This is a genomic window from Streptomyces sp. NPDC006197 (assembly GCF_040613865.1).
GTDB lineage: Bacteria > Actinomycetota > Actinomycetes > Streptomycetales > Streptomycetaceae > Streptomyces.
Window position 1 is genome coordinate 15,271 of sequence record NZ_JBEXSZ010000085.1, and the last position, 20,269, is coordinate 35,539.

18 protein-coding genes are annotated in these 20,269 nt (G+C 71.4%); 7 read left to right on the top strand and 11 right to left on the bottom strand.

The window, feature by feature from the left end:
* The first annotated feature begins 136 nt into the window (after positions 1-136).
* Positions 137-349: a zinc ribbon domain-containing protein gene (locus ABZ318_RS24555; RefSeq protein ID WP_356904620.1), complete on the top strand. Its 213-nt coding sequence runs from the start codon at positions 137-139 to the stop codon at positions 347-349.
* A gap of 8 nt (positions 350-357) precedes the next feature.
* On the opposite strand, the gene ABZ318_RS24560 is transcribed toward ABZ318_RS24555, so the two are convergent.
* The 3 genes from ABZ318_RS24560 to ABZ318_RS24570 are packed head-to-tail and all read right to left on the bottom strand — an operon-like array spanning position 358 to position 5,069.
* A complete protein-coding gene (locus ABZ318_RS24560) occupies positions 358-1,182 on the bottom strand; it encodes an HAD family hydrolase (RefSeq protein ID WP_356904621.1) in 825 nt (274 codons plus the stop codon).
* The gene (locus tag ABZ318_RS24565) at positions 1,179-3,866 is read right to left on the bottom strand and encodes a phosphoribosyltransferase (protein ID WP_356904622.1); all 2,688 of its coding nucleotides are present in this window, start codon (positions 3,864-3,866) and stop codon (positions 1,179-1,181) included. Before ABZ318_RS24565 ends, ABZ318_RS24560 begins: the two co-directional genes overlap by 4 nt.
* Before the next feature lie 18 nt (positions 3,867-3,884).
* Positions 3,885-5,069: an HpcH/HpaI aldolase/citrate lyase family protein gene (locus ABZ318_RS24570; RefSeq protein WP_356904623.1), complete on the bottom strand. Its 1,185-nt coding sequence runs from the start codon at positions 5,067-5,069 to the stop codon at positions 3,885-3,887.
* A gap of 176 nt (positions 5,070-5,245) precedes the next feature.
* Here ABZ318_RS24570 and ABZ318_RS24575 point away from each other — a divergent pair, with 176 nt between their 5' ends.
* Positions 5,246-6,103 (top strand): TerD family protein, encoded by an 858-nt coding sequence (locus ABZ318_RS24575; protein ID WP_356904638.1) that lies wholly within the window; start codon positions 5,246-5,248, stop codon positions 6,101-6,103.
* Positions 6,104-6,121: 18 nt separating this feature from the next.
* Here ABZ318_RS24575 and ABZ318_RS24580 read toward each other — a convergent pair whose 3' ends face one another.
* The 6 genes from ABZ318_RS24580 to ABZ318_RS24605 all read right to left on the bottom strand — a co-directional run bounded on the left by ABZ318_RS24580 (position 6,122) and on the right by ABZ318_RS24605 (position 10,539).
* Complete coding sequence (locus ABZ318_RS24580; protein ID WP_356904624.1) at positions 6,122-6,859, bottom strand: Tellurium resistance; 738 nt, start codon at positions 6,857-6,859, stop codon at positions 6,122-6,124.
* 117 nt (positions 6,860-6,976) lie between these two features.
* The gene (locus tag ABZ318_RS24585; protein WP_356904625.1) at positions 6,977-8,125 is read right to left on the bottom strand and encodes a DUF475 domain-containing protein; all 1,149 of its coding nucleotides are present in this window, start codon (positions 8,123-8,125) and stop codon (positions 6,977-6,979) included.
* Positions 8,126-8,155: 30 nt separating this feature from the next.
* Positions 8,156-8,731 (bottom strand): TerD family protein, encoded by a 576-nt coding sequence (locus tag ABZ318_RS24590; RefSeq protein WP_041129058.1) that lies wholly within the window; start codon positions 8,729-8,731, stop codon positions 8,156-8,158.
* A gap of 82 nt (positions 8,732-8,813) precedes the next feature.
* A complete protein-coding gene (locus ABZ318_RS24595) occupies positions 8,814-9,389 on the bottom strand; it encodes a TerD family protein (RefSeq protein ID WP_356904626.1) in 576 nt (191 codons plus the stop codon).
* Between the two features lie 138 nt (positions 9,390-9,527).
* Positions 9,528-9,986, bottom strand: a complete 459-nt coding sequence (locus ABZ318_RS24600; RefSeq protein WP_356904627.1) for a peroxiredoxin — start codon at positions 9,984-9,986, stop codon at positions 9,528-9,530.
* A 130-nt stretch (positions 9,987-10,116) separates the two neighbouring features.
* The gene (locus tag ABZ318_RS24605) at positions 10,117-10,539 is read right to left on the bottom strand and encodes a DUF3052 domain-containing protein (RefSeq protein WP_356904628.1); all 423 of its coding nucleotides are present in this window, start codon (positions 10,537-10,539) and stop codon (positions 10,117-10,119) included.
* A gap of 430 nt (positions 10,540-10,969) precedes the next feature.
* On the opposite strand from ABZ318_RS24605, the gene aceE reads away from it, so the two are divergent.
* Both aceE and ABZ318_RS24615 read left to right on the top strand, forming a co-directional pair.
* Positions 10,970-13,702: a pyruvate dehydrogenase (acetyl-transferring), homodimeric type gene (aceE, locus tag ABZ318_RS24610; RefSeq protein ID WP_356904629.1), complete on the top strand. Its 2,733-nt coding sequence runs from the start codon at positions 10,970-10,972 to the stop codon at positions 13,700-13,702.
* Positions 13,703-13,787: 85 nt separating this feature from the next.
* Positions 13,788-14,729 (top strand): ion channel, encoded by a 942-nt coding sequence (locus tag ABZ318_RS24615; protein WP_356904630.1) that lies wholly within the window; start codon positions 13,788-13,790, stop codon positions 14,727-14,729.
* On the opposite strand, the gene ABZ318_RS24620 is transcribed toward ABZ318_RS24615, so the two are convergent.
* Entirely contained in the window at positions 14,710-15,159 is a 450-nt protein-coding gene (locus ABZ318_RS24620) for a peptidase inhibitor family I36 protein (RefSeq protein WP_356904631.1), read from the bottom strand. The two genes, ABZ318_RS24615 and ABZ318_RS24620, sit on opposite strands and share 20 nt — an antisense overlap.
* A 131-nt stretch (positions 15,160-15,290) precedes the next feature.
* Positions 15,291-16,913, bottom strand: a complete 1,623-nt coding sequence (locus tag ABZ318_RS24625; RefSeq protein WP_356904632.1) for an MFS transporter — start codon at positions 16,911-16,913, stop codon at positions 15,291-15,293.
* A gap of 117 nt (positions 16,914-17,030) precedes the next feature.
* Here ABZ318_RS24625 and ABZ318_RS24630 point away from each other — a divergent pair, with 117 nt between their 5' ends.
* The 3 genes from ABZ318_RS24630 to ABZ318_RS24640 all read left to right on the top strand — a co-directional run bounded on the left by ABZ318_RS24630 (position 17,031) and on the right by ABZ318_RS24640 (position 20,080).
* Positions 17,031-17,690, top strand: a complete 660-nt coding sequence (locus ABZ318_RS24630) for a TetR family transcriptional regulator (protein ID WP_356904633.1) — start codon at positions 17,031-17,033, stop codon at positions 17,688-17,690.
* Between the two features lie 174 nt (positions 17,691-17,864).
* Positions 17,865-19,073 (top strand): alpha/beta hydrolase, encoded by a 1,209-nt coding sequence (locus ABZ318_RS24635; RefSeq protein ID WP_356904634.1) that lies wholly within the window; start codon positions 17,865-17,867, stop codon positions 19,071-19,073.
* A gap of 74 nt (positions 19,074-19,147) precedes the next feature.
* Positions 19,148-20,080 carry a DUF4429 domain-containing protein gene (locus ABZ318_RS24640; RefSeq protein ID WP_356904635.1) on the top strand — a complete coding sequence of 311 codons (933 nt, stop codon included), beginning with the start codon at positions 19,148-19,150 and terminating at the stop codon, positions 20,078-20,080.
* The last annotated feature ends 189 nt before the right edge of the window (positions 20,081-20,269 follow it).

The following is a 20,269-nucleotide window of genomic DNA, read 5'->3' on the forward strand; positions in this document are numbered from 1 at the left end:
CCTGCTCGGTGGTGTCCGGGGCAGCCGCTGGCCTGCTCGGTGATGTCCGGGGCGGCCGCCGGCCTGCTCGGTGATGTCCGGGGCAGCCGCCCGCCTGCTCGGTGATGTCCGGGGCAGCCGCCGTTAGCCTGGTGCCATGCCTCGTTACGAATACCGCTGCCGCACCTGCGACGACACCTTCGAGCTCAGCCGTCCCATGGCCGAGTCCTCCGCTCCCGCCGCCTGCCCCGTCGGGCACGACGACACCGTGAAGCTGCTGTCGGCCGTGGCCGTCGGCGGTTCCGCCGGTGCCACCCCCGCCCCGAGCGGGGGCGGCGGCGGTTGCTGCGGCGGGGGTTGCTGCGGCTGAGCCCGCGGTCAGCCGGCGGCGGCCGCCCGGAAGCGGCGGAGGATCTCCTCCCCCGCCGCCACCCCGCGCTCCGCGAGGACGTCGAGGTGGGGTGCCGTCCAGGCGCTGTCGGCGAGTTCGCCGTGGCCCGGGCGCCAGGCCCGGTCGGCGGCGAGCAGCAGGTCGGCGTCGAGGAGGGAGTCCCCGGCGGCCAGGGTGAGCGTGGCGCCGGTGCGGCGGGCGACCTCGCGGACGGCCGCGCTCTTGGTGAGCGGCTTCGGTACGGCGTACACCTTGCGGCCCTGGAGCGAGACGGTCCAGCCGCGGTCGCCCGCCCAGCCGCCGAACCGGTCCAGCCAATCCGCGGGGAGCCGCTCCCGCTCGACGACGAGGTAGGCGAAGAGGTCCTCGGCCACCCGGTGCTTGCGCACCCAGGACAGGTCCGTGGTGGCGGTGAGGTAGGCGCGGATCTCGGAGAGCGGCGCGCATTCGTCGTCGAGCCTGCGCAGGACGGACTCGTGCCAGTCACGGTCGGAGACGCCGTCGACGAGGATGTGCCCGCCGTTGGCGCAGATCGCGTACGCCGGTGCGGTGCCCGGGAGCTGGATGCGCTGGTACTGCTTGCGCGTCCGTGTCGTCGTCGGCACGAAGACCGTTTCGGCGGTCAGCCGCGCGAGGAGGTCGGCCGCGTCCTCCGTCATGTAGGAGAGCGGCTTGGACTCGTGGACCTCGACGCAGAGCAGCCGGGGGGCCTGGGCGTCCGGCATGCCGAGGGCGAGGGCCGCGGTCGAGTAGATGAGGGTGCGGTCGAGGTCGCTGGCGACCAGGGTCCGGGCGCGTGTGGGCGTACTCACTGGGACACCACCGCCTTGCCGTCGGCGCCTGTCGCACCCCTCGTGTACTGGGGGTGGATCAGGCCCACGCAGCTGTACGGGAGTTCGTCGACCACCTCGACCGGTACGCCGCGCTGCTCGGCGAGCAGCCGGACGTGTGCGAGCTCGGCGTCGGCGCCCCGCTTGGCGAGGATCTTCCAGGGGACGCGGCGGAGCAGGACGCGGGTGGTCTCGCCGACGCCCGGCTTGACCAGGTTGACGTCGTGGATGCCGTACTCCTCGCTGATCCGCTCGACGGCCGCCCAGCCCTCCCAGGTGGGGGTGCGGTCGGCGGCCAGGAGCTCCTTGACGTCCGTGTCGACGGTCGCGGCGACCTCGTCGAAGCGGGCGGCGACGGCGTCGAGGAAGGCCCCGGAGACGTCGGACCCGGCCAGCTCGCGGTAGAACTTGGCGCCGTGGAAGTCGTTCGGTCCGACGAGGTCGGAGCGGAGGACCGTGCGCGATATCAGGCCGGAGACCGTGGAGTTGAGGCACGCGGAGGGGATGAGGAAGTCCTCGCGGGTGCCGTAGGTGCGGACGCAGGAGCCGGGGTCGGCGAGGACCGCGATCTCCGGGTCGAAGCCGTCGAACTCCTTGAGCGCTTCCGCGAGTTCGCGGGTGATGGCGCCCTTGCCGGTCCAGCCGTCGACGAACACGACGTCGGCCGGGTCGTGGTGGGCGGCGAGCCAGCGCAGCGCGTTGGCGTCGATGCCGCGGCCGCGCACGATGGAGACGGCGTAGTGCGGGAGGTCGAGGCCGTGGCGGGCCTGCGCCCAGCGGCGCATGAGGACGCCGACGGGGGTGCCGGCCCGGGCGAGGGAGACCAGGACCGGGCGCGCGGACCGCTCGGCGAGGACGGTCTCGGTGACCGTGCCGACGGCGCGGGCCATCCGGGCGGCGGAGCTTTCCAGGGCGGTACGGAAGAGCTCCTGGTAGCGCTCGCTGGGCTGGTACTCGACGGGGAGCGACTCGGCGTAGTGGGCGCCGCCGCTCTGGATGGCCTCCTCCCGTTCCTCGGTGGGTGCCTCGAGTTCGACGTCCGAGAGGTCCTGGAGCAGCCAGCCGACTTCTTCGGGTGCGTACGAGGAGAAGGCGGGGCCGCGGAGGGGCTCGGGCAGCATGGAGCTCCTTTCGGGAGCTTCGGTGACGGAGACCGTGGGGGTGTGGGACGGGATCACCGCGAGCACGACGCGCGGGATGTGCGCGGCGAGCTGGGCGAGCAGGCCGTCCGGGGCGTGCAGGGCCGGGGTGTCGGCGGCGGAGTCGACGACGAGGACGACGGCGTCGAAGCCCGCGCCCGCGACGTTGTAGGCGTAGCGCTCGCCGGGTCCGTCGGCGGGGTCGTCGTGGGCCGGGAAGACGAGTCGGGTGCGGATCGCGTAACCGGGGTCGTCGACGGCGAGGACGGGCGAGCGGGTGGTGGTGGAGTAGCGGACGTCGTGGCCGGCGTCCTCCAGGGCGGTGCCGAGGCGCAGCGGCGCGTACATCAGCTCTTCGAAGCCGAGGACGAGCACGCGGGGTCCTGCGGGGGGAGCGGCGTGGGCCTGGGCGGCCTCTTGCGCCTGCTGGGCCTGGTGGGTCTGGTGGGTCTGGTGCGGCTGGTGGGTCTGCTGGGCCTGGGCAGCCCCCTGCGCCTGCTGGGCCTGGTGCGGCTGGTGGGTCTGGGCAGCCTCCTGCGCCTGCTGGGCCTGTGCCGGCCCCGCAGGGGCCTCCTGGGGCTGTCCCGGTGTGGTGGGGCGTTCCCGGGGCTCCGTGGCCTCCTGGAGCCGTTCCCCGGCGGCCGGGCGGCGGAGCGCCTCCGCGAGCCTGTTCGCCATCGCCGGCAGCGCCTTCTCCAGGCGCTCCCGGTGCTCGGTCGTGAAGCCGTGCCGGCCGCCGTCGGGGAGTTCCTCGGGCCAGCCGAGTTCCACCCGTGCGGGTGCCTCCCGCGGCGCGCCGCGGAGGGAACCGGTCTCCGTCCCGTGCGCCTTCTCGTGTTCCGCCACCAGCGCCTGGCCCTTCTCCAGGACCCCGTCCGGGAGGCGGACCGTGCCGGCGGCGCCGGCGATCAGGTCGACGCGGGCGCCGATCTCCGTCGCGAAGGCGTCCAGGCGGCCGGCGTCGGCGGTGGAGCGCATGTCGACGAGGGCCACGACGACGTACCGCTCGCGCGGGTAGCGCTCGTGCAGGGCGCGGATGGTGTTGAGGACGGTGTTACCGGTGGAGAACTCGTCGTCGACGAGGACGAGAGGGCCGTCGCCCGCGAGGAGCTTGGGGTCCTCGGGCAGCAGGAGGTGCGAGGTGGCGTGGGAGTGGGACTCCTCGAAGCCGCCCGCGCGGGCGACGCCGGCCACCGGGCGGCGGGTGGAGTGGAGGTACGGGGCGAGGCCGAGGCCGTCGGCGACGGCGTGCCCGAGCGCGGTGGCGGTCTCCGCGTAGCCGAGGACGACGGACCGGGCGGCCTCCTCGTCGCCGAGGAGTTCGCGGACGCTCCGGCCGAGGGCGAGGCCGGAGCCGTACACGACGGAGGGCCGCTGCGGCACGTGCTTGCCGAGCACGTTGGAGACCAGCAGGTGCGCGCGCTTGGGGTTGCGACGCAGTGCGAGGCCCAACAGGGCCGGTAGCTCCTCGCCGCCGATCAGTTCGACGCCCAGTCGCTCCGCGACCCACGTTCCGGTCCACACCACGTCGTCGACGTCCCTTCGTCAGCCGGCCAGGCCGGCGGTGAGCAGATCCACGAAGCCGACGTCCTCCTTGGCGACGCCGAACACCTCGGCGCGCAGGAGGGTGCGCTCGGCCCACGCGCGATGCGGCTTCACCTCGTTCATCTTGTTCGTGTAGGCGGAGCGGAGCACGCCGCCGCCGTCCTGTTCGGGCCGCAGGATGTCCTGGGCGTCGCTCCACTCCTCGTGGCTGACGACGGAGAGGGCGTGCACCGGCACCACGTGGGTGGGGTGGATGCAGGTCTTGCCGAGCAGGCCGTTGGCCCGGTCGAGTTCGATCTCGCGCAGCAGGCCGTCGAGGTCGTGCTCGATGAGGGCGGTGCGCAGGTCCTCGGCGCGGCCTTCGAGGAAGGGGCTGCGGCGCAGCTGGGGCTTGAACATGCGCTCGCCGGGGCGGAAGTACTCCCAGACGGGGCCGGTGACGGTGAAGCCGGTGCCGTCGGAGCGGCCGAGGACGTTGACGACGTCGGCGATGACGCTCGCGACGATCTTGATGTCGTAGGCGGTCATGTCGGGCGAGCGGCGCAGCCCGTAGGCGGAGCAGAAGTCGGTGACGCCGAGGCGGAGGGCGAGGACGCGGTCGCGGTACTTGTCGGTGATCGAGGCGATCCCGGCGAGGGTCTCGGCCCGGGTCTCCAGGTGGAGGAGTTCGGGGGACTCGAGGACGGGCATGGCGAAGAGGCGCCGGCCGGTCGTCCGCTCGGCCTCGGTGAGCGCTTCGAGGAAGGCGCGGCCGCGGGCCTCGGTGAACTTGGGCAGTACGAATCCGGACAGCAGGCGGACGGAGACGCCGAGGCGGTCGACGAGGTCGGTGATCTGGTGCGGTTCGCGGACCCGGATGAAGAGCAGGGGCAGGTCAGGGGCGGTGTCGGCGTCCGTCCCGGTCCCGGCGGCGAGGTCGGCGAAGTGCCGGACGAGGTTGTCCTCGCCCGCCTCGACGTCGGCGTCGCTGATGGAGTCCTCCAGGCAGAGCACCATGGAGACCACTCCGCGCCCGGCCTGTTTGCGCACGGCGTCGGCGAGCCGGGGCCGGGTGGCCGGGCTGTAGAGCGTGGCGCCCAGGGCCACGGCGAGCGTGCGCGCGGGCGAGTCGGCCGTGAAGTCGGCCGGCTCCTGGTGGAACAGCCCGGTCCGCACCGCGGACGGGATGTGCCCGAAATGACGCATGTGAGTCCCCCGTCTGCCTCTTCGGCCCTGATGCCATGTGGCCGGTAATAGTACGTAGGTGCGGGTGTCCTTAGTTCCCCGGGCGCATGAAAATCAGGTAACCCGCCGGCATCCGTCGTCCCGTCCCGGTATCGGGAGTGCCCCCGCGTTGTCCGCGGGTCGGGCGGGAGGGCAGGATTGCGGTCATGACGCACGCGATGCAGAAGGGCTCCAACGTCCCTCTCGACACCGCGGCCGTACGGGCCGTGCTCCGCTGGACCCCGGGCCCCGGGGTCCCCGACGTGGACGCCTCGGCCCTGCTCCTCGGGCCTTCCGGCCGCGTGCGGTCCGACGAGGACTTCGTCTTCTACAACCAGCCGCGCCACCCCTCGGGGCTGGTGCGGCGGCTGCCGAAGAAGCGGGTCTCCGAGGGCCTGACGGACACCGTGGAGGCCGATCTGGCCGGGCTCGACGTCTCGGTCGACCGGGTGGTGATCGCGGCCTCCTCCGACGGCGGCACCTTCCGCTCCGTCTCCGACCTGCGGATCCTGCTGTACGACGCGGTGGCCGGGGCGGAGCGCGAGCCGCTGGCCCTGTTCGACGTGACGGCGGAGACCGGCGAGGAGACGGCGGTCATCTGCGGCGAGCTGTACCGGCGCGGGGACGGCTGGAAGTTCCGCGCGGTGGGGCAGGGCTATCCGACGGGGCTCGTCGGTCTCGCCACGGACTTCGGCATCTCGGTCGACGAGGACGCGGCGGAGGCCCCGGAGGGCCGGGCCGTCCAGGACGACCAGGACGACCAGGGCGGGGCGCCGACGGCCTCCGCGGGCTCCTCCGACCCCGACCTCGACCTGACCGTGGTCCACGCCCCCGTGCCGCCGCAGCCGCCCGTGCCGCCCATGCCGGACCGGGCGCCCGCCTACGGCTATCCGCAACAGCCGGTGAACGCCCCGGCGCCCGCGTACGGCTACCCGCAGCCGGTGACCGCCCCCGAGCAGAACCCGGCACCGGAGTTCCGCATGCCGCCGATGGGTCCCCAGTTCGTCCGGTCGTGAGAGCGACGGGGGCAACGGCTACGCCTTGGTCTTGTAGCCGCGCCCCCACTGGAGTCCCCAGCCGTACAGCCGGTCCAGCTCGGCCTGGAAGCCGTACACGAACCGCACCTCGCGGCGGACGGTCAGCTCGCCCTTGACGTTCTCCATGGAGAAGACGGCGCAGGAGCGGGCCTGCGGGGCGCGCTCGTCGAGCTCGATCTCGATCCGGGGGCCGTTGCTCGGGTAGAGCGTGACCTTGGCGTGCGTGCGGTCGAAGGCCGGCGTCTGGTCGTAGATGTACACGAAGAACAGCAGGCGCTTGATCTCGTCCCGGTGGTCCAGGTTGACGAAGACCGTCTCGCCCGAGGAGCCTCCGAAGCGGTCGTCGCCGCTGAGCTTCACGTACGGGGCCGCGTTGAGGTCGCCGAAGAAGCCGCCGAGCGGCTGCACGACGCCCTTGCTGCCGTCGGTGAGCTCGTAGAGGCAGCCGAGGTCGAGGTCGACGTTGACCATGCCCTGGGTGTGGGCCTGGACGACCTCGGGCTTGAAGAGCTGGGCCGGGTTCCGCAGCAGCCGGCCGCTCTGCCGGGAGCGGCCCTCGATGTCGGAGGTGCGCATCCGCCAGGAGAGGTTGACCCGGAGGTTGCCGGTGGCGGCGCCCTGTTTGGTGAGCGAGACGGTCGGGCGCCGTTTCGTCAGGTCGATCGTGTTCGACGCGGCGCTGCCCGAGTCGAACTGCGCCGTCCTCGTCGGAAACAGGTTGTCCCAGAAGGCCATGCCGCCTCCACCCCCACTGGTCGTCAACACCGCGGCCGTCAGCGCCGCGCACATGCCTGCGGGGCGGCCGGATGCACCGGCCGCCCCGCAGAGAAGCATTCCTCGCTACCGGGGGTGTCACACCCCGGACGGCACCTCGGTCTTGTCGTCCGAGGAGCCGGAGCCGCCCTCGGCCGCCGCGAGCGCCTTGTTGCGGCGGACGGAGGACCAGAAGGACCAGGCGATGAGCAGGACGCCGATGCCGCCGGTGACGATCTCGGGGATCTCGTACTGGATGGTGATCATGAGGACCACGGCCAGGGCGCCGATCGCGTAGTGGGCGCCGTGCTCCAGGTAGACGTAGTCGTCGAGGGTGCCCTGGCGGACCAGGTAGACCGTCAGCGAACGCACGTACATGGCGCCGACGCCCAGGCCGAGCGCCATCAGGACGATGCTGTTGGTGACGGCGAAGGCGCCGATGACACCGTCGAAGGAGAAGGAGGCGTCGAGGACCTCCAGGTAGAGGAACATGAAGAAGGCGGCCTTGCCAGCGAGCTGGACCGCGGAAACCTTCTTGCCGGTGCGCTTGGCCTCTTCCTCGGCCTCGTGCTCGCGCTCCTCTTCCTCCTCCAGCTTGTTCTCGAAGAAGCCCGAGAGACCGCCGACGACGAGGTACGTGATGAGGCCGGCGATGCCGGAGATCAGGACCGTCTGCGCCTTGTCGGCGTGCGCGCCGCCGTGCTGGTGGGCGTGGGTCGCGAAGGTCATGGAGGTGATGAGCAGGACGACCAGCGCGATGCAGACCGACAGCATGTCGACCTTGCCGAGCTTGGCGAGCGGGCGCTCGATCCAGCGCAGCCACTGGATGTCACGGTCCTCGAAGATGAAGTCGAGGAAGATCATCAGCAGGAACATGCCACCGAAGGCGGCGATCGACGGGTGCGCGTCGGTGACCAGTTCCTGGTACTTGTCGGGGTTGTTCAACGCCAGGTCGACGGCGTCGATCGGACCGATCTTGGCGCTGATCGCGACGATCACGACGGGAAAGACGAGGCGCATGCCGAAGACGGCGATGAGCACGCCGACCGTGAGGAAGATCTTCTGCCAGAAGACATTCATCTTCTGCAGGATTCCGGCGTTGACCACCGCGTTGTCGAAGGAGAGCGAGATCTCGAGGACGCAGAGGATCGCGACGATCCCGAAAGCCTCCCACCCCCCGTAGAGCACCGCGGCGATCAGGCCGAGGGCGGTGATCGCGAACGACCAGCCGAAGGTTTTCAGAACCACTGTCTACCCCATCGTGATATTTACGCGGCTTTACGAAACGTTGACCCCGAAGTCTAGAGCGATGCCCCGGAGGCCGGACGCGTACCCCTGTCCCACCGCCCGGAACTTCCATTCGCCGTTGTAGCGGTAGAGCTCGCCGAAGATCATCGCGGTTTCCGTGGAGGCGTCCTCCGAGAGGTCGTACCGGGCGAGCTCCTGGCCGTCCAGCTGGTTCACGACTCGGATGAACGCGTTGCTGACCTGGCCGAAGCTCTGGCCGCGGTTGTCGGCGTCGTGGATCGACACCGGGAAGACGATCTTGTCGCAGTGGGCCGGCACCTTGGTGAGGTCCACGATGAGGGACTCGTCGTCCCCGTCACCCTCGCCGGTGAGGTTGTCGCCGGTGTGCTCGACGGACCCCTCGGGGCTGCGGAGCTGGTTGTAGAAGACGAAGTACTCGTCCCCGAGCACCCGGCCGGCCTGGCACAGCAGGGCGCTGGCGTCGAGGTCGAAGGGGGCTCCGGTGGTGGAGCGCGCGTCCCAGCCGAGCCCCACGAGGACCTGGGTCAGGTTGGGTGCGGCCTTGGAGAGGGAGACGTTGCCTCCCTTGGCGAGCGTGACGCCCATGATTCGGTTCCTCCCCGGTGGTGATGAGGCACGTCCGGCGCCGCACGGGATGTGCGGCGCCGGACGGTTCGAACGGTTCGGCTCAGACGTTGACGCCGAAGTCCTGCGCGATGCCGCGCAGACCCGAGGCGTACCCCTGGCCGACGGCGCGGAACTTCCACTCCGCGCCGTGCCGGTAGAGCTCACCGAAGACCATGGCGGTCTCGGTCGAGGCGTCCTCGGAGAGGTCGTACCGGGCGATCTCGGTGCCACCGGTCTGGTTCACGACGCGGATGAACGCGTTGCGCACCTGGCCGAAGGACTGCTGGCGGTTCTCGGCGTCGTAGATCGAGACCGGGAAGACGATCTTGGTGATTTCCGGCGGCACGGTGGCCAGGTTGACCTTGACCTGCTCGTCGTCGCCCTCGCCCTCACCGGTGAGGTTGTCACCGGTGTGCTCGACCGAGCCGTCGGCGCTCTTCAGGTTGTTGAAGAAGACGAAGTCCCCTTCGCTGCGGACCTTGCCCTCGTCCGTCACCAGGATGGCGCTGGCGTCGAGGTCGAAGTCCGTACCGGTGGTGGTGCGGACGTCCCAGCCCAGACCGACGGTCACGGCGGTGAGGCCAGGGGCCTCCTTGGTCAGCGAGACGTTGCCGCCCTTGCTGAGGCTGACTCCCACGAGTCCCTCCATAGGTTTCCAGGGGCAGCGCCCCCAGTCGTGCGTTGGCATCGGATCAACGTCTGGATCCTAGTGACGGGTTCCCGGTCGAAACAGTCGATTCGCCCGGTGAATCCGAGGGTGTCGGACCCGGGGCGCTCAGAGCGCTTCGAGGGCCCTGACGTAGTCGCGCAGGTCACGGGCGTCCGACAGGGCGTTCACGACGGTCCAGCGGACGACGCCCTCCTTGTCGATGACGAAGGTGCCGCGGACCGCGCAGCCCTTCTCCTCGTCGAAGACGCCGTAGGCCCGGGAGGCCGCGCCGTGCGGCCAGAAGTCGGAGAGCAGCGGGAACTCCAGCTCCTCCTGGTCGCCGAAGACGCGGAGGGTGTGGATGGAGTCGTTGGAGACGGCGAGCAGCTCGGTGTCGTCGTTGACGAACAGCGGGAGGTCGTCGCGGAGCTCGCGCAGTTCACCGGTGCAGACGCCGGTGAAGGCGAAGGGGTAGAAGAGCAGCACCACGTTCTTCTCGCCGCGGAAGTCGGAGAGCCGCACGGTCCGGCCGTGGTTGTCCTTGAGCTCGAACTCCGGGGCCTTGGTCCCGACCTCGATCGCCATCGCGTACGCGTCCCTTTCGACGGGGCCCGGGCCTTGGGCCGTATCGGTGAACCCGGGTGGTCCCCACCCTACGGCCTGCGCACGAAAGCCCCCGCCGGCGAACCGGCGGGGGCTTCTCGCAGCGTGGTGATCAGCGCTTGGGGGCAGCCAGGCGGGTGCCCGTCCAGTCCTTGGCGACGCTGATGCTCTTGGTCTGGGAGAGACCCGCTGTCTGCGCGGCATCCTGGATGTCGGACGGCTCGATGTAGCCGTCGCGGCCGGTCTTCGGGGTCAGCAGCCAGATGTTGCCACCGTCCTCCAGAAGACCGATGGCGTCCACCAGGGCGTCGGTGAGATCGCCGTCCTCGTCGCGGAACCACAGCACGACGACGTCGGCGACGTCGTCGTAGTCCTCGTCCACGAGATCCTGTCCGATGACGGACTCGATGCCTTCACGGAGATCCTGGTCGACGTCGTCGTCGTAGCCGATCTCCTGGACCACCTGTCCGGGCTCGAACCCCAGCCTCGCTGCCGGGTTGGTCCGCTCCTCCGCGTGGTCCGCGGTCGCGCTCACGGCTTGCCTCCTGCTCATTCGGTAAATGCTGTGGGCCACGCGTATGCGCGTGGCGCTGGCCGTAGTCCACACGTGCCGGGGCGGATCGCGCAAGTACCCGGCCGCCGAGACCGCCGAAACGGTGACGTTTGGGGCCGTCTCGCCGCAACTTCCGGCACCGCCGATCCCTCCTCCGTGATCAGGTGCACATGGTTCGTCCCGGTTTGCTGACTTCTGAGTTTTCAGTCTGCCGAACGCCCGGACGAAACGCATGCGCGGGTTGAGCGTAAGGTTGCGATTTGACCGCACCCGGGCTTCCGGAAGACGGGCGAGGCACCCCCCGGGGGTTACCCCTCGGTAAATGTGACGTCCGACGCCGGCGGGGTACACGATGGACATCTCCCGACCAGCCCGTGGCCCCGTGGGCACCACCGAACAGCGAAGGAAGAGCGTGGCTCCCGGATCCGATCGCAACCCGATCATCATTGGCGGCCTTCCCAGCCAGGTCCCGGATTTCGACCCGGAAGAGACCCAGGAATGGCTCGACTCCCTCGACGCGGCCGTCGACGAGCGGGGCCGTGAGCGGGCCCGCTACCTCATGCTCCGCCTGATCGAGCGGGCCCGCGAGAAGCGCGTGGCCGTGCCCGAGATGCGCAGCACGGACTACGTCAACACCATCGCCACCAAGGACGAGCCGTTCTTCCCCGGCAACGAGGAGATCGAGCGCAAGGTCCTCAACGCCACCCGGTGGAACGCGGCCGTGATGGTCTCGCGCGCCCAGCGCCCGGGCATCGGCGTCGGCGGTCACATCGCCACCTTCGCCTCCTCGGCCTCCCTGTACGACGTCGGCTTCAACCACTTCTTCCGCGGCAAGGACGAGGGCGACGGCGGCGACCAGATCTTCTTCCAGGGGCACGCCTCCCCCGGCATCTACGCCCGCGCGTACCTCCTGGACCGGCTGAGCGACACCCAGCTCGACGGCTTCCGCCAGGAGAGGTCGAAGTTCCCGAACGGCCTCTCGTCGTACCCCCATCCGCGGCTGATGCCGGACTTCTGGGAGTTCCCGACAGTGTCGATGGGCCTCGGCCCGCTCGGCGCGATCTACCAGGCGCGGATGAACCGGTACATGGAGGCGCGCGGCATCGCCGACACCTCCAAGTCGCACGTCTGGGCGTTCCTCGGCGACGGCGAGATGGACGAGGTCGAGTCGCTCGGCCAGCTGTCCATCGCCGCCCGCGAGGGTCTGGACAACCTCACCTTCGTCGTCAACTGCAACCTCCAGCGGCTCGACGGCCCGGTCCGCGGCAACGGCAAGATCATCCAGGAGCTGGAGTCGATCTTCCGGGGCAACGGCTGGAACGTCATCAAGCTGATCTGGGACCGCTCCTGGGACCCGCTGCTCGCGCAGGACCGCGACGGCATCCTGGTCAACAAGCTGAACACCACCCCCGACGGCCAGTTCCAGACGTACGCCACGGAGACCGGCGGCTACATCCGGGAGCACTTCTTCGGCGACGACCACCGGCTGCGGGCCATGGTCGAGGGCATGTCGGACCAGCAGGTCCTGCACCTGGGCCGCGGCGGCCACGACCACAAGAAGATCTACGCGGCCTACGCGGCGGCGAAGGCACACGCGGGCCAGCCGACCGTGATCCTGGCGCAGACCGTCAAGGGCTGGACGCTGGGCCCCAACTTCGAGGGCCGCAACGCGACCCACCAGATGAAGAAGCTGACGGTCGACGACCTCAAGCGCTTCCGCGACCGGCTGCACATCCCGGTGACCGACCGGCAGTTGGAGGAGGGCCTGCCGCCCTACTACCACCCGGGCCGGGACTCCGAGGAGATCCAGTACATGCACGACCGCCGCAGGGCGCTGGGCGGGTACGTCCCGACCCGGGTCGTGCGGGCGAAGCCCCTGGCCCTCCCCGACGACAAGACCTACGCGGCGGCCAGGAAGGGCTCCGGGCAGCAGTCGATCGCCACCACGATGGCCTTCGTCCGCATCCTGAAGGACCTCATGCGGGACAAGGAGATCGGCAAGCGCTTCGTGCTGATCGCCCCCGACGAGTACCGCACCTTCGGCATGGACGCGTTCTTCCCGAGCGCCAAGATCTACAACCCGCTGGGCCAGCAGTACGAGGCGGTGGACCGCGAACTCCTCCTCGCCTACAAGGAGTCGCCGACCGGCCAGATGCTGCACGACGGCATCTCCGAGGCCGGCTGCACGGCCTCGCTGATCGCCGCCGGTTCCGCGTACGCCACGCACGGCGAGCCGCTGATCCCGGTGTACGTCTTCTACTCGATGTTCGGCTTCCAGCGGACCGGCGACCAGTTCTGGCAGATGGCCGACCAGCTGGCGCGCGGCTTCGTGCTCGGCGCCACCGCCGGCCGGACCACGCTGACCGGTGAGGGCCTCCAGCACGCGGACGGCCACTCGCACCTCCTCGCCTCGACCAACCCGGCCTGCATCGCCTACGACCCGGCGTTCGGCTTCGAGATCGCGCACATCGTCAAGGACGGTCTGCGGCGGATGTACGGCCCCGAGGCCGAGGACGTCTTCTACTACCTGACCGTCTACAACGAGCCGATCCAGCACCCGGCCGAGCCCGAGGACGTGGACGTGGAGGGCATCCTCCAGGGCATCCACCGCTTCAGGGCCGCCGAGGCCGGCACGATCCCGGCGCAGATCATGGCCTCGGGCGTCGCCGTGCCGTGGGCGATCGAGGCGCAGCGGATCCTCGCCGAGGAGTGGAACGTCAAGGCCGACGTCTGGTCCGCGACCTCCTGGACCGAGCTGCGCCGCGAGGCCGTGGCCGTTGAGGAGCACAACCTGCTCCACCCGGACGAGGAGCAGCGCGTCCCGTACGTGACGCGCAAGCTCCAGGGCTCCGAGGGCCCGTTCGTCGCGGTCTCGGACTGGATGCGGTCGGTGCCGGACCAGATCTCCCGCTGGGTACCCGGCCCGTACACCTCGCTGGGCGCGGACGGCTTCGGCTTCGCGGACACGCGCGGTGCGGCCCGCCGCTACTTCCACATCGACGCGCAGTCGATCGTGCTCGCCGTGCTGACCGAACTCGCCCGCGAGGGCAAGGTCGAGCGCTCGGCCCTGAAGCAGGCCGTGGACCGCTACCAGCTGCTCGACGTCGCGGCCGCCGATCCGGGGCCGGCGGGCGGCGACGCCTGACGGACGCCGTCGGCCGCTCGTTTCGGCTGGCGAGGGCGGTGGGACGTGGTCCCGCCGCCCTTCGCCGTTCCTTACGATGCAGGTCATGCCCGTCATGAAGCTTCGCTGGGAGGAGCGCACCCAGACGCCGCTCCTGGTGCTCGCGGTCGCGTTCGGCATCGCCTACGCGGTGCCGATCGTGGCTCCCGGCGCCGAGCCGTGGGTGCACCGGCTGTGCACCCACGTCGAGTGGGCCGTCTGGGGTGCCTTCGCGCTCGACTATCTCGTCCGTCTCGTGCTCGCCCCGGACCGCTGGCACTTCGTGCGCGGCCATCCGCTGGACCTGCTGGCGGTGATACTGCCGATAGTGCAGCCGCTGCGGCTGCTGCGGGTCGTCTCCACGCTCCTCCTCGTGGGCCGGCGGGCCCGGATGGCCCCGCAGATAACGCTCACCACGTATGTGGCGGGCGCGGTGGTCGGGCTGATGATGTTCGGCTCGCTGGCCGTGCTGCATGTGGAGCGGGACGCCCCGAACGGCAACATCAAGACGCTCGGGGACGCGGTGTGGTGGTCGTTCACCACGATGACCACGGTCGGCTACGGCGACCACGCCCCGACCACGGGTCTCGGCCGGGTGCTCGCGGTGGGCCTGATGCTCTCGGGCATCGCCCTGCTCGGTGTCGTCACGGCCAACATCGCCGCCTGGTTCATCTCCCGCTTCGACCGGGACGACGCGGTGGAGCGCCGGCAGACGGAGCTCCTGGAGGCACTCACCCTGGAGGTCCGGGGACTCCGCGCCGAGGTGGCCCGGCTCTCGGCCTCGTCGGCCTCGCCGGAAGCTCCCGTCTCGTCGGAGGCGCCGGAACCGCCGGAGGCGCCGGCCTCGCCGCCCCTGCCGGAACCGGCGGGGGCGCCGGAGTCGCCGGGGGTGCCGGAACCGCCGGGGGCATCGGCCCCGCCGGGGGCGCCGGAACCGGCGGGGTCGCCGGAACCGCCGGGGGCGAGCGAGCCGCGTGACGTCCCCTCGCCTATCGCTCCCAGAGCTTGAACGCTCTGACCTCGTAGGCCGTCTGCGGCACCCAGGTCCCCCTCCCCGGGTACGTCTCGAACTCCCCCGTCTCCCCGCACTCCGCCGACTGGTACGTGGTGACCGGCCGGCCCGTGCGGTTCGCCAGGGACTGGGCCGAGGTGCCCGGCGGCAGGGTGACGCAGCTGTCGATGTCGGTCGTGGCCAGCTCGTGCGTCCACGGCCTGCCCTTGAAGTCGGGCTTCGGCCAGAGACAGAGCCGACCGGGCCCGCAGACCCCGAGCACGGTCCCGGACGGCGCCGCGGCCGCCGGCGCTGCGGCCGCCGGTACGGCCGGCGCCGCCGGTGCTGCCCGGCCCGCCGGTGCCGTCGGAGCCGCCGGAGCCGCTGTCAGGGCGGTCAGGAGGAGGGCCGTGACGGCCGCGCCGGTGAGGACGGTCTTCGTATACATGCTGATGAACCCCCGTTTCGTCACTCTCTGTAATCACGAGGATGACGGAGGTCTCCGGGCGACGGAAGAGGGGCCGCCCCCGTTCACGCGAACGGGTGACGGCCCCCTACGGGAACCCTGACGGGCGAGCGTCAGATGTGACCGCCCATGCCGCCCGCCTCCGCGTTCGCACCGCGCTTGGTGAGCGTGGCGACGAGGGCCGCGACGACGGCGACGCCACCGGCGACGGTGAAGGCCAGACCCATGCCGTCGAGGAAGGTGTCGTGGATGACCCCGGTGATCTGCTGGAGGAGGCCGGGGGTCATCCCCGGCGCCTGGGCCAGCTCCGGCGGGGTCATGCCGAACTCGGCGGCCTGTTCGAGCCGCGGGTCGGCCGGGACCGGGATGCCGGCCTCCTTCCAGTTCCCCGCGAAGGAGTCGGAGACCTTCGAGGACATGACGGCGCCGAGCACCGCCGTGCCGAGCGCTCCGCCGACCTGCATGGCGGCCTGCTGCAGACCGCCGGCCACACCGGAGAGCTCCAGCGGCGCGTTGCCCACGATGACCTCGGTCGCGCCGACCATGACCGGGGCGAGGCCCAGGCCGAGCAGGGCGAACCAGAGGGACATGGCGAGAGTGCCGGTGCCGGCGGTGAGCGTGATCATGCCGAACATCGCGACGGCCGTGCAGACCATGCCGCCGACGAGCGGCACGCGCGGTCCGAACTTGGTGATCAGCGCGCCGGCCAGCGGCGAGGAGACGATCATCATCGCGGTCAGCGGCAGCAGGTGCAGACCGGCGTCGACCGGGCCGAGCCCCTTCACGCCCTGGAGGTAGAAGGTCACGAAGAAGAGGCCGCCCATGAAGGCGAAGGCCATCAGGACCATCAGCACCACACCGGCCGAGAGCGGCACGGAGCGGAACATGCCCAGCGGGATCAGCGGCTCCTTGACCCTGGTCTCCCAGAAGGCGAAGACCGCGAACAGGAACAGCGCGCCGATCAGGCAGCCCCAGGTGTTGCCGCTCGCCCAGCCCCAGGACTCACCGGCCTTGATGATGCCCCAGATGAGGGCGGCCATGGCGCCGGAGAGCAGCAGGATGCCCAGGAGGTCGAAGGAGCGCGGCGCGTTCTCGGCGCGGTGGTCCCTGAGGATCACCAGGCCGAGCACGAGCGCGAGCACGCCGACCGGCACGTTGATGAAGAAGACGGACTGCCAGTTGACGTGCTCCACGAGGAAGCCGCCGAGGATCGGGCCGCCCGCCGTGGAGGCGCCGATGACCATGCCCCAGATGCCGATGGCCATGTTCAGCTTCTCGGCGGGGAAGGTCGCGCGCAGCAGGCCCAGCGCGGCCGGCATCAGCAGGGCGCCGAAGAGGCCCTGCAGGACGCGGAAGGCGATCACGGCCCCGATGGAGTGCGACAGGCCGATCGCGCCGGAGGCGGCGGCGAAGCCGGCGATGCCGATGAGGAAGGTCTGCCGGTGGCCGAAGCGGTCACCGAGCTTGCCGGCGGTGATCAGGGCGACGGCGAGCGCGAGCAGGTATCCGTTGGTGATCCACTGGACCTGGGCGAGGGTGGCGCCGAGGTCCTCCTTGATGGCCGGGTTGGCGATGGCGACGATCGTGCCGTCGAGCGCGACCATCATCACGCCGACGGCCACGCTGAAGAGCGTCAACCACGGGTGGCCGCGCAGTCCCTTCGCCGGGACCGGAACGGGTTCCCGGGCGTCCCCCTGACCCTGCGGGGCCTTTTCCACGGTGGTCTGACTAGTCATACGAGCGAGGTTAGTGACAGTCACTGACAATTGACAAAGCGATTCACGCGTCGGTAACTGTCACGTAGCTCACAGGTACGCTGAGCAGGACGAAATGCCGGAAAAGAGGACCACGACGTGACCGTGCCCGGACTGCGCGAGCGGAAGAAGCAACGCACGCGCGACGCGCTGATCCGGGTTGCCCTGGAGCTCTTCACCGAGCACGGGTACGAGCGGACCACCGTCGACGAGATCGTCGACGCCGTGGAGGTCTCCCAGCGCACCTTCTTCCGGTACTTCTCCTCCAAGGAGGAGGTCGCCTTCGCCGTCCAGCGGATGATGGAGGAGCGCTTCGTGCACGCCCTCGGACAGCGGCCCCCGGCCGAGGCCCCCCTCGACGCGATGCGCAACGCCGTCCTGTGCGCCTGGGACACCATCGGCGAGGCGATCGCCGAAGTCGTCCCCGTCGAACTGCACCTGCGCACGTACCGGATGATCGAGTCGACGCCCGCGCTGCTCGCCGCCCATCTGCGCCGCTCCACCGAGATGGAGGAGACCATCGCCCGGATCGTCGCCGCGCGCGAGGGCCTCGACGTCGACGAGGACCCGCGCCCCCGGATCGCGGTGGCGGCGTTCAGCGGGGTGATGCGGGTGACCGGGCAGATGTGGGGCCGGGGCACGGACGGAAGCCTGGAGGGCATCCGCGCGCTCACCGAGGAATACCTCGACCACCTCGGCCCGGCGCTCGTCTCCCCCTGGCGGGACCGGCCGGGGGAGGGACCGGGAGCGGCCGCGTAGGCTGCCGGCCTTCCCGTACGGAGGCTGCCGCGCAGGCCCGCCGGCGTCCCGTACGGAGGCTGCCGCGCAGGCCCGCCGGTGTCCCGTACGAGGGCCGCTGCGCAGGCCGCAGGCTTCCCGTACGACACCCGCCGTGTGAAGAGACGTGCGCCGCGCCCCGTAGGGTGGCCGCCCGTGACCTCCGACGCCTCGCCCGCCCTCGCCGCCACGCGCACGCTCCTCGCGCTCGCCGTCGTGTTCGTGCTCCTCGCGACCACCGGGTGGACCACGATCCGGCACCAGCCCCTGCCGTGGCCGTCCCGCGAGGCCGCGCTCGCCGCCTGGGCGCGGGACCGGATCGACCACCGGCCGCTGCCCGACCCGGGCGCCCCGGCCCGTACCGTCGCCGCGTTCTTCGCCGGACTCGGCCCGGCGGGCGGCGCCCGGCTCGCCGCCCGGCACCCGTTCGTCGTCGGCAACCTCAACGGCGCCCCGGTCGCCCTGCGCTACCGCGCCAACCGGATCACCCTCGCGCGCACGTACGCCGCCGAGCGGAACAGGGTCGACGACCCCAGGCTCTCCCCCGAAGGCCGGCACGAGGCCCGGCGCCGCGTCGACCGCTTCGCCTCGCTGATGCGGCCCGGCCGCCAGGTCCTCGCCTTCGACCCGACCGGTACGGGGCGGGCCGCCGAGGTTCTCGGGGACCTGGAGCGGGCCCGGCGCGTCTCGGTGATCGTGCCCGGCGTCGACACCAACCTGCTCACCTTCCAGAAGACCCACGGCCGGTACGGCGCCCCCGCCGGCATGGCCGAGGCCCTCTACGCGGCCGAGCGGCAGGCCTCCCCACGCGCGCGCGTGGCGGTCATCGCCTGGGCCGACTACACCGCACCCGTCGGGATCGGCGTCGACGCGGTGACCGGCCGGCTGGCCGAGGAGGGAGCCGTACGCCTGGTGGGCCTCACCGAGTCCCTGCCCCCGGACGCGCGCGTGGCGCTCTTCTGCCACAGCTACGGCTCCGTGCTCTGCGGGGCCGCCGCGCCCCGGCTGTCCGCCCGGGTGACCGATCTGGCCGTGGCCGGAAGCCCCGGGATGCGGGTCGAGCGGGCCGCCGACCTCGACAGCCACGCGCGCGTGTGGGCCATGCGGGACGCCGACGACTGGATCGCGGACGTCCCGCACCTGGAGGTGGGCGGGCTCGGACACGGCGCCGACCCGGTCGCGCCGGAGTTCGGCGCGAGGCTGCTCTCCGCGCGCGGTGCGCTCGGCCACAGCGGCTATTTCGAGCCGGGGACGCAGAGCCTCGGCAACTTCGCCACGATAGGCGTCGGGGCGTACCCGAACCTGGTCTGCGCACGTGCCGACAGCGCTTGCCACGACGGAATATCCGGCACGGAAGGGCTCTGACGCGCGTAGATCACGCAATTTCAGGACCTTTCACGGGGGCGACGCATGGGCACACGCCGCTTACGATGAGGCGCATGGGTGATGTGCTGGCCGGAATTCATGCCACCTGGGGGCTCGAGAGCGACGCCCTCGTCATCCGCTTCGACCGGGGGATCCGTACGCCGAAGCTCTTCGGGGCACTGCGCGAGAGACGCGTACCGCACGAGGCGCTGGCGTCCGTGACGCTCACGCCCGGCAAGCGGGGCACCGTCGTGCTGCACGCCGTACCGAGGCCGGGCGCCGATCCGCTGATGGAGGCGGCCGCGGGGCAGCTCAAGGAGGGCAGCGACCCGTACCGCCTGGTGCTCCCGGCGGAACGCGAGACGCTCGCCGAGCACTACCGGGACGAGCTGCGGGCGCTCCTCGCGTCGCACGCGGGGGCCGCGGGGGCCGCCGGGTACGGGGCGTACGAGCCGGGCGACGCGGACGCCGGGGGCGTCGCGCCCGCCGACCGGTTCCTGGTGGCGCCGCCGCCGGGGCCGCAGTCCTTCAAGGCGTACGACGGGAAGGCCAGCTTCGACGGGACCTCCGAGGTCGCCTTCCGCTGGTCCTGGACGGGGGCGTCCTCGGAGAAGTGGAAGGCCGGCGACCAGGTCTTCTCGGTACGGGACCTCTGCGGGGTCGAGTGGCGCTCGCCGGACGGCGTCGACGGGTACCTGCGGCTCGTGCCCCGGGACGGCGGGCCCCGGGCCGTCCAGCCCGACCAGGACCCGGCGTGCGTCGTCTTCGGCCGCTACGGGCCGGTGTACGAGTCCCTGACCTTCGCGGCGGCGGTCCTCGCCGCGATCCGGGGCAAGGACCGCGCCCCTGTGCCCGTCGCGGTCCCGGCCGGGGGGCGGGGATCGGGGCACCGGGATCCCGGGGCGGTGGCTGAAAGGATTCGTCACTTGGGGGAGCTGCATCAGGCGGGGCTGGTCACGGATGCGGAGTTCTCGGCGAAGAAGGCGGAGCTCCTGGCGGAGCTTTGAGGGGGGCCTGGGTTTTGAGGGGGCCTGGGTGCGGGCCGTCCCGCTGACGTTCGCCTCGTCCACGGCCGTGTGGGCGCGCGCCCGCTGGGCGGTGCCCTCGCCCCCGCCCGTGTGGGCAATCGTCCCGCTGGGCGGGACGGGTGGGCACACGGGACGGCGCCCTCTAGCGGCGCCTCCGCGTTCCGCGCC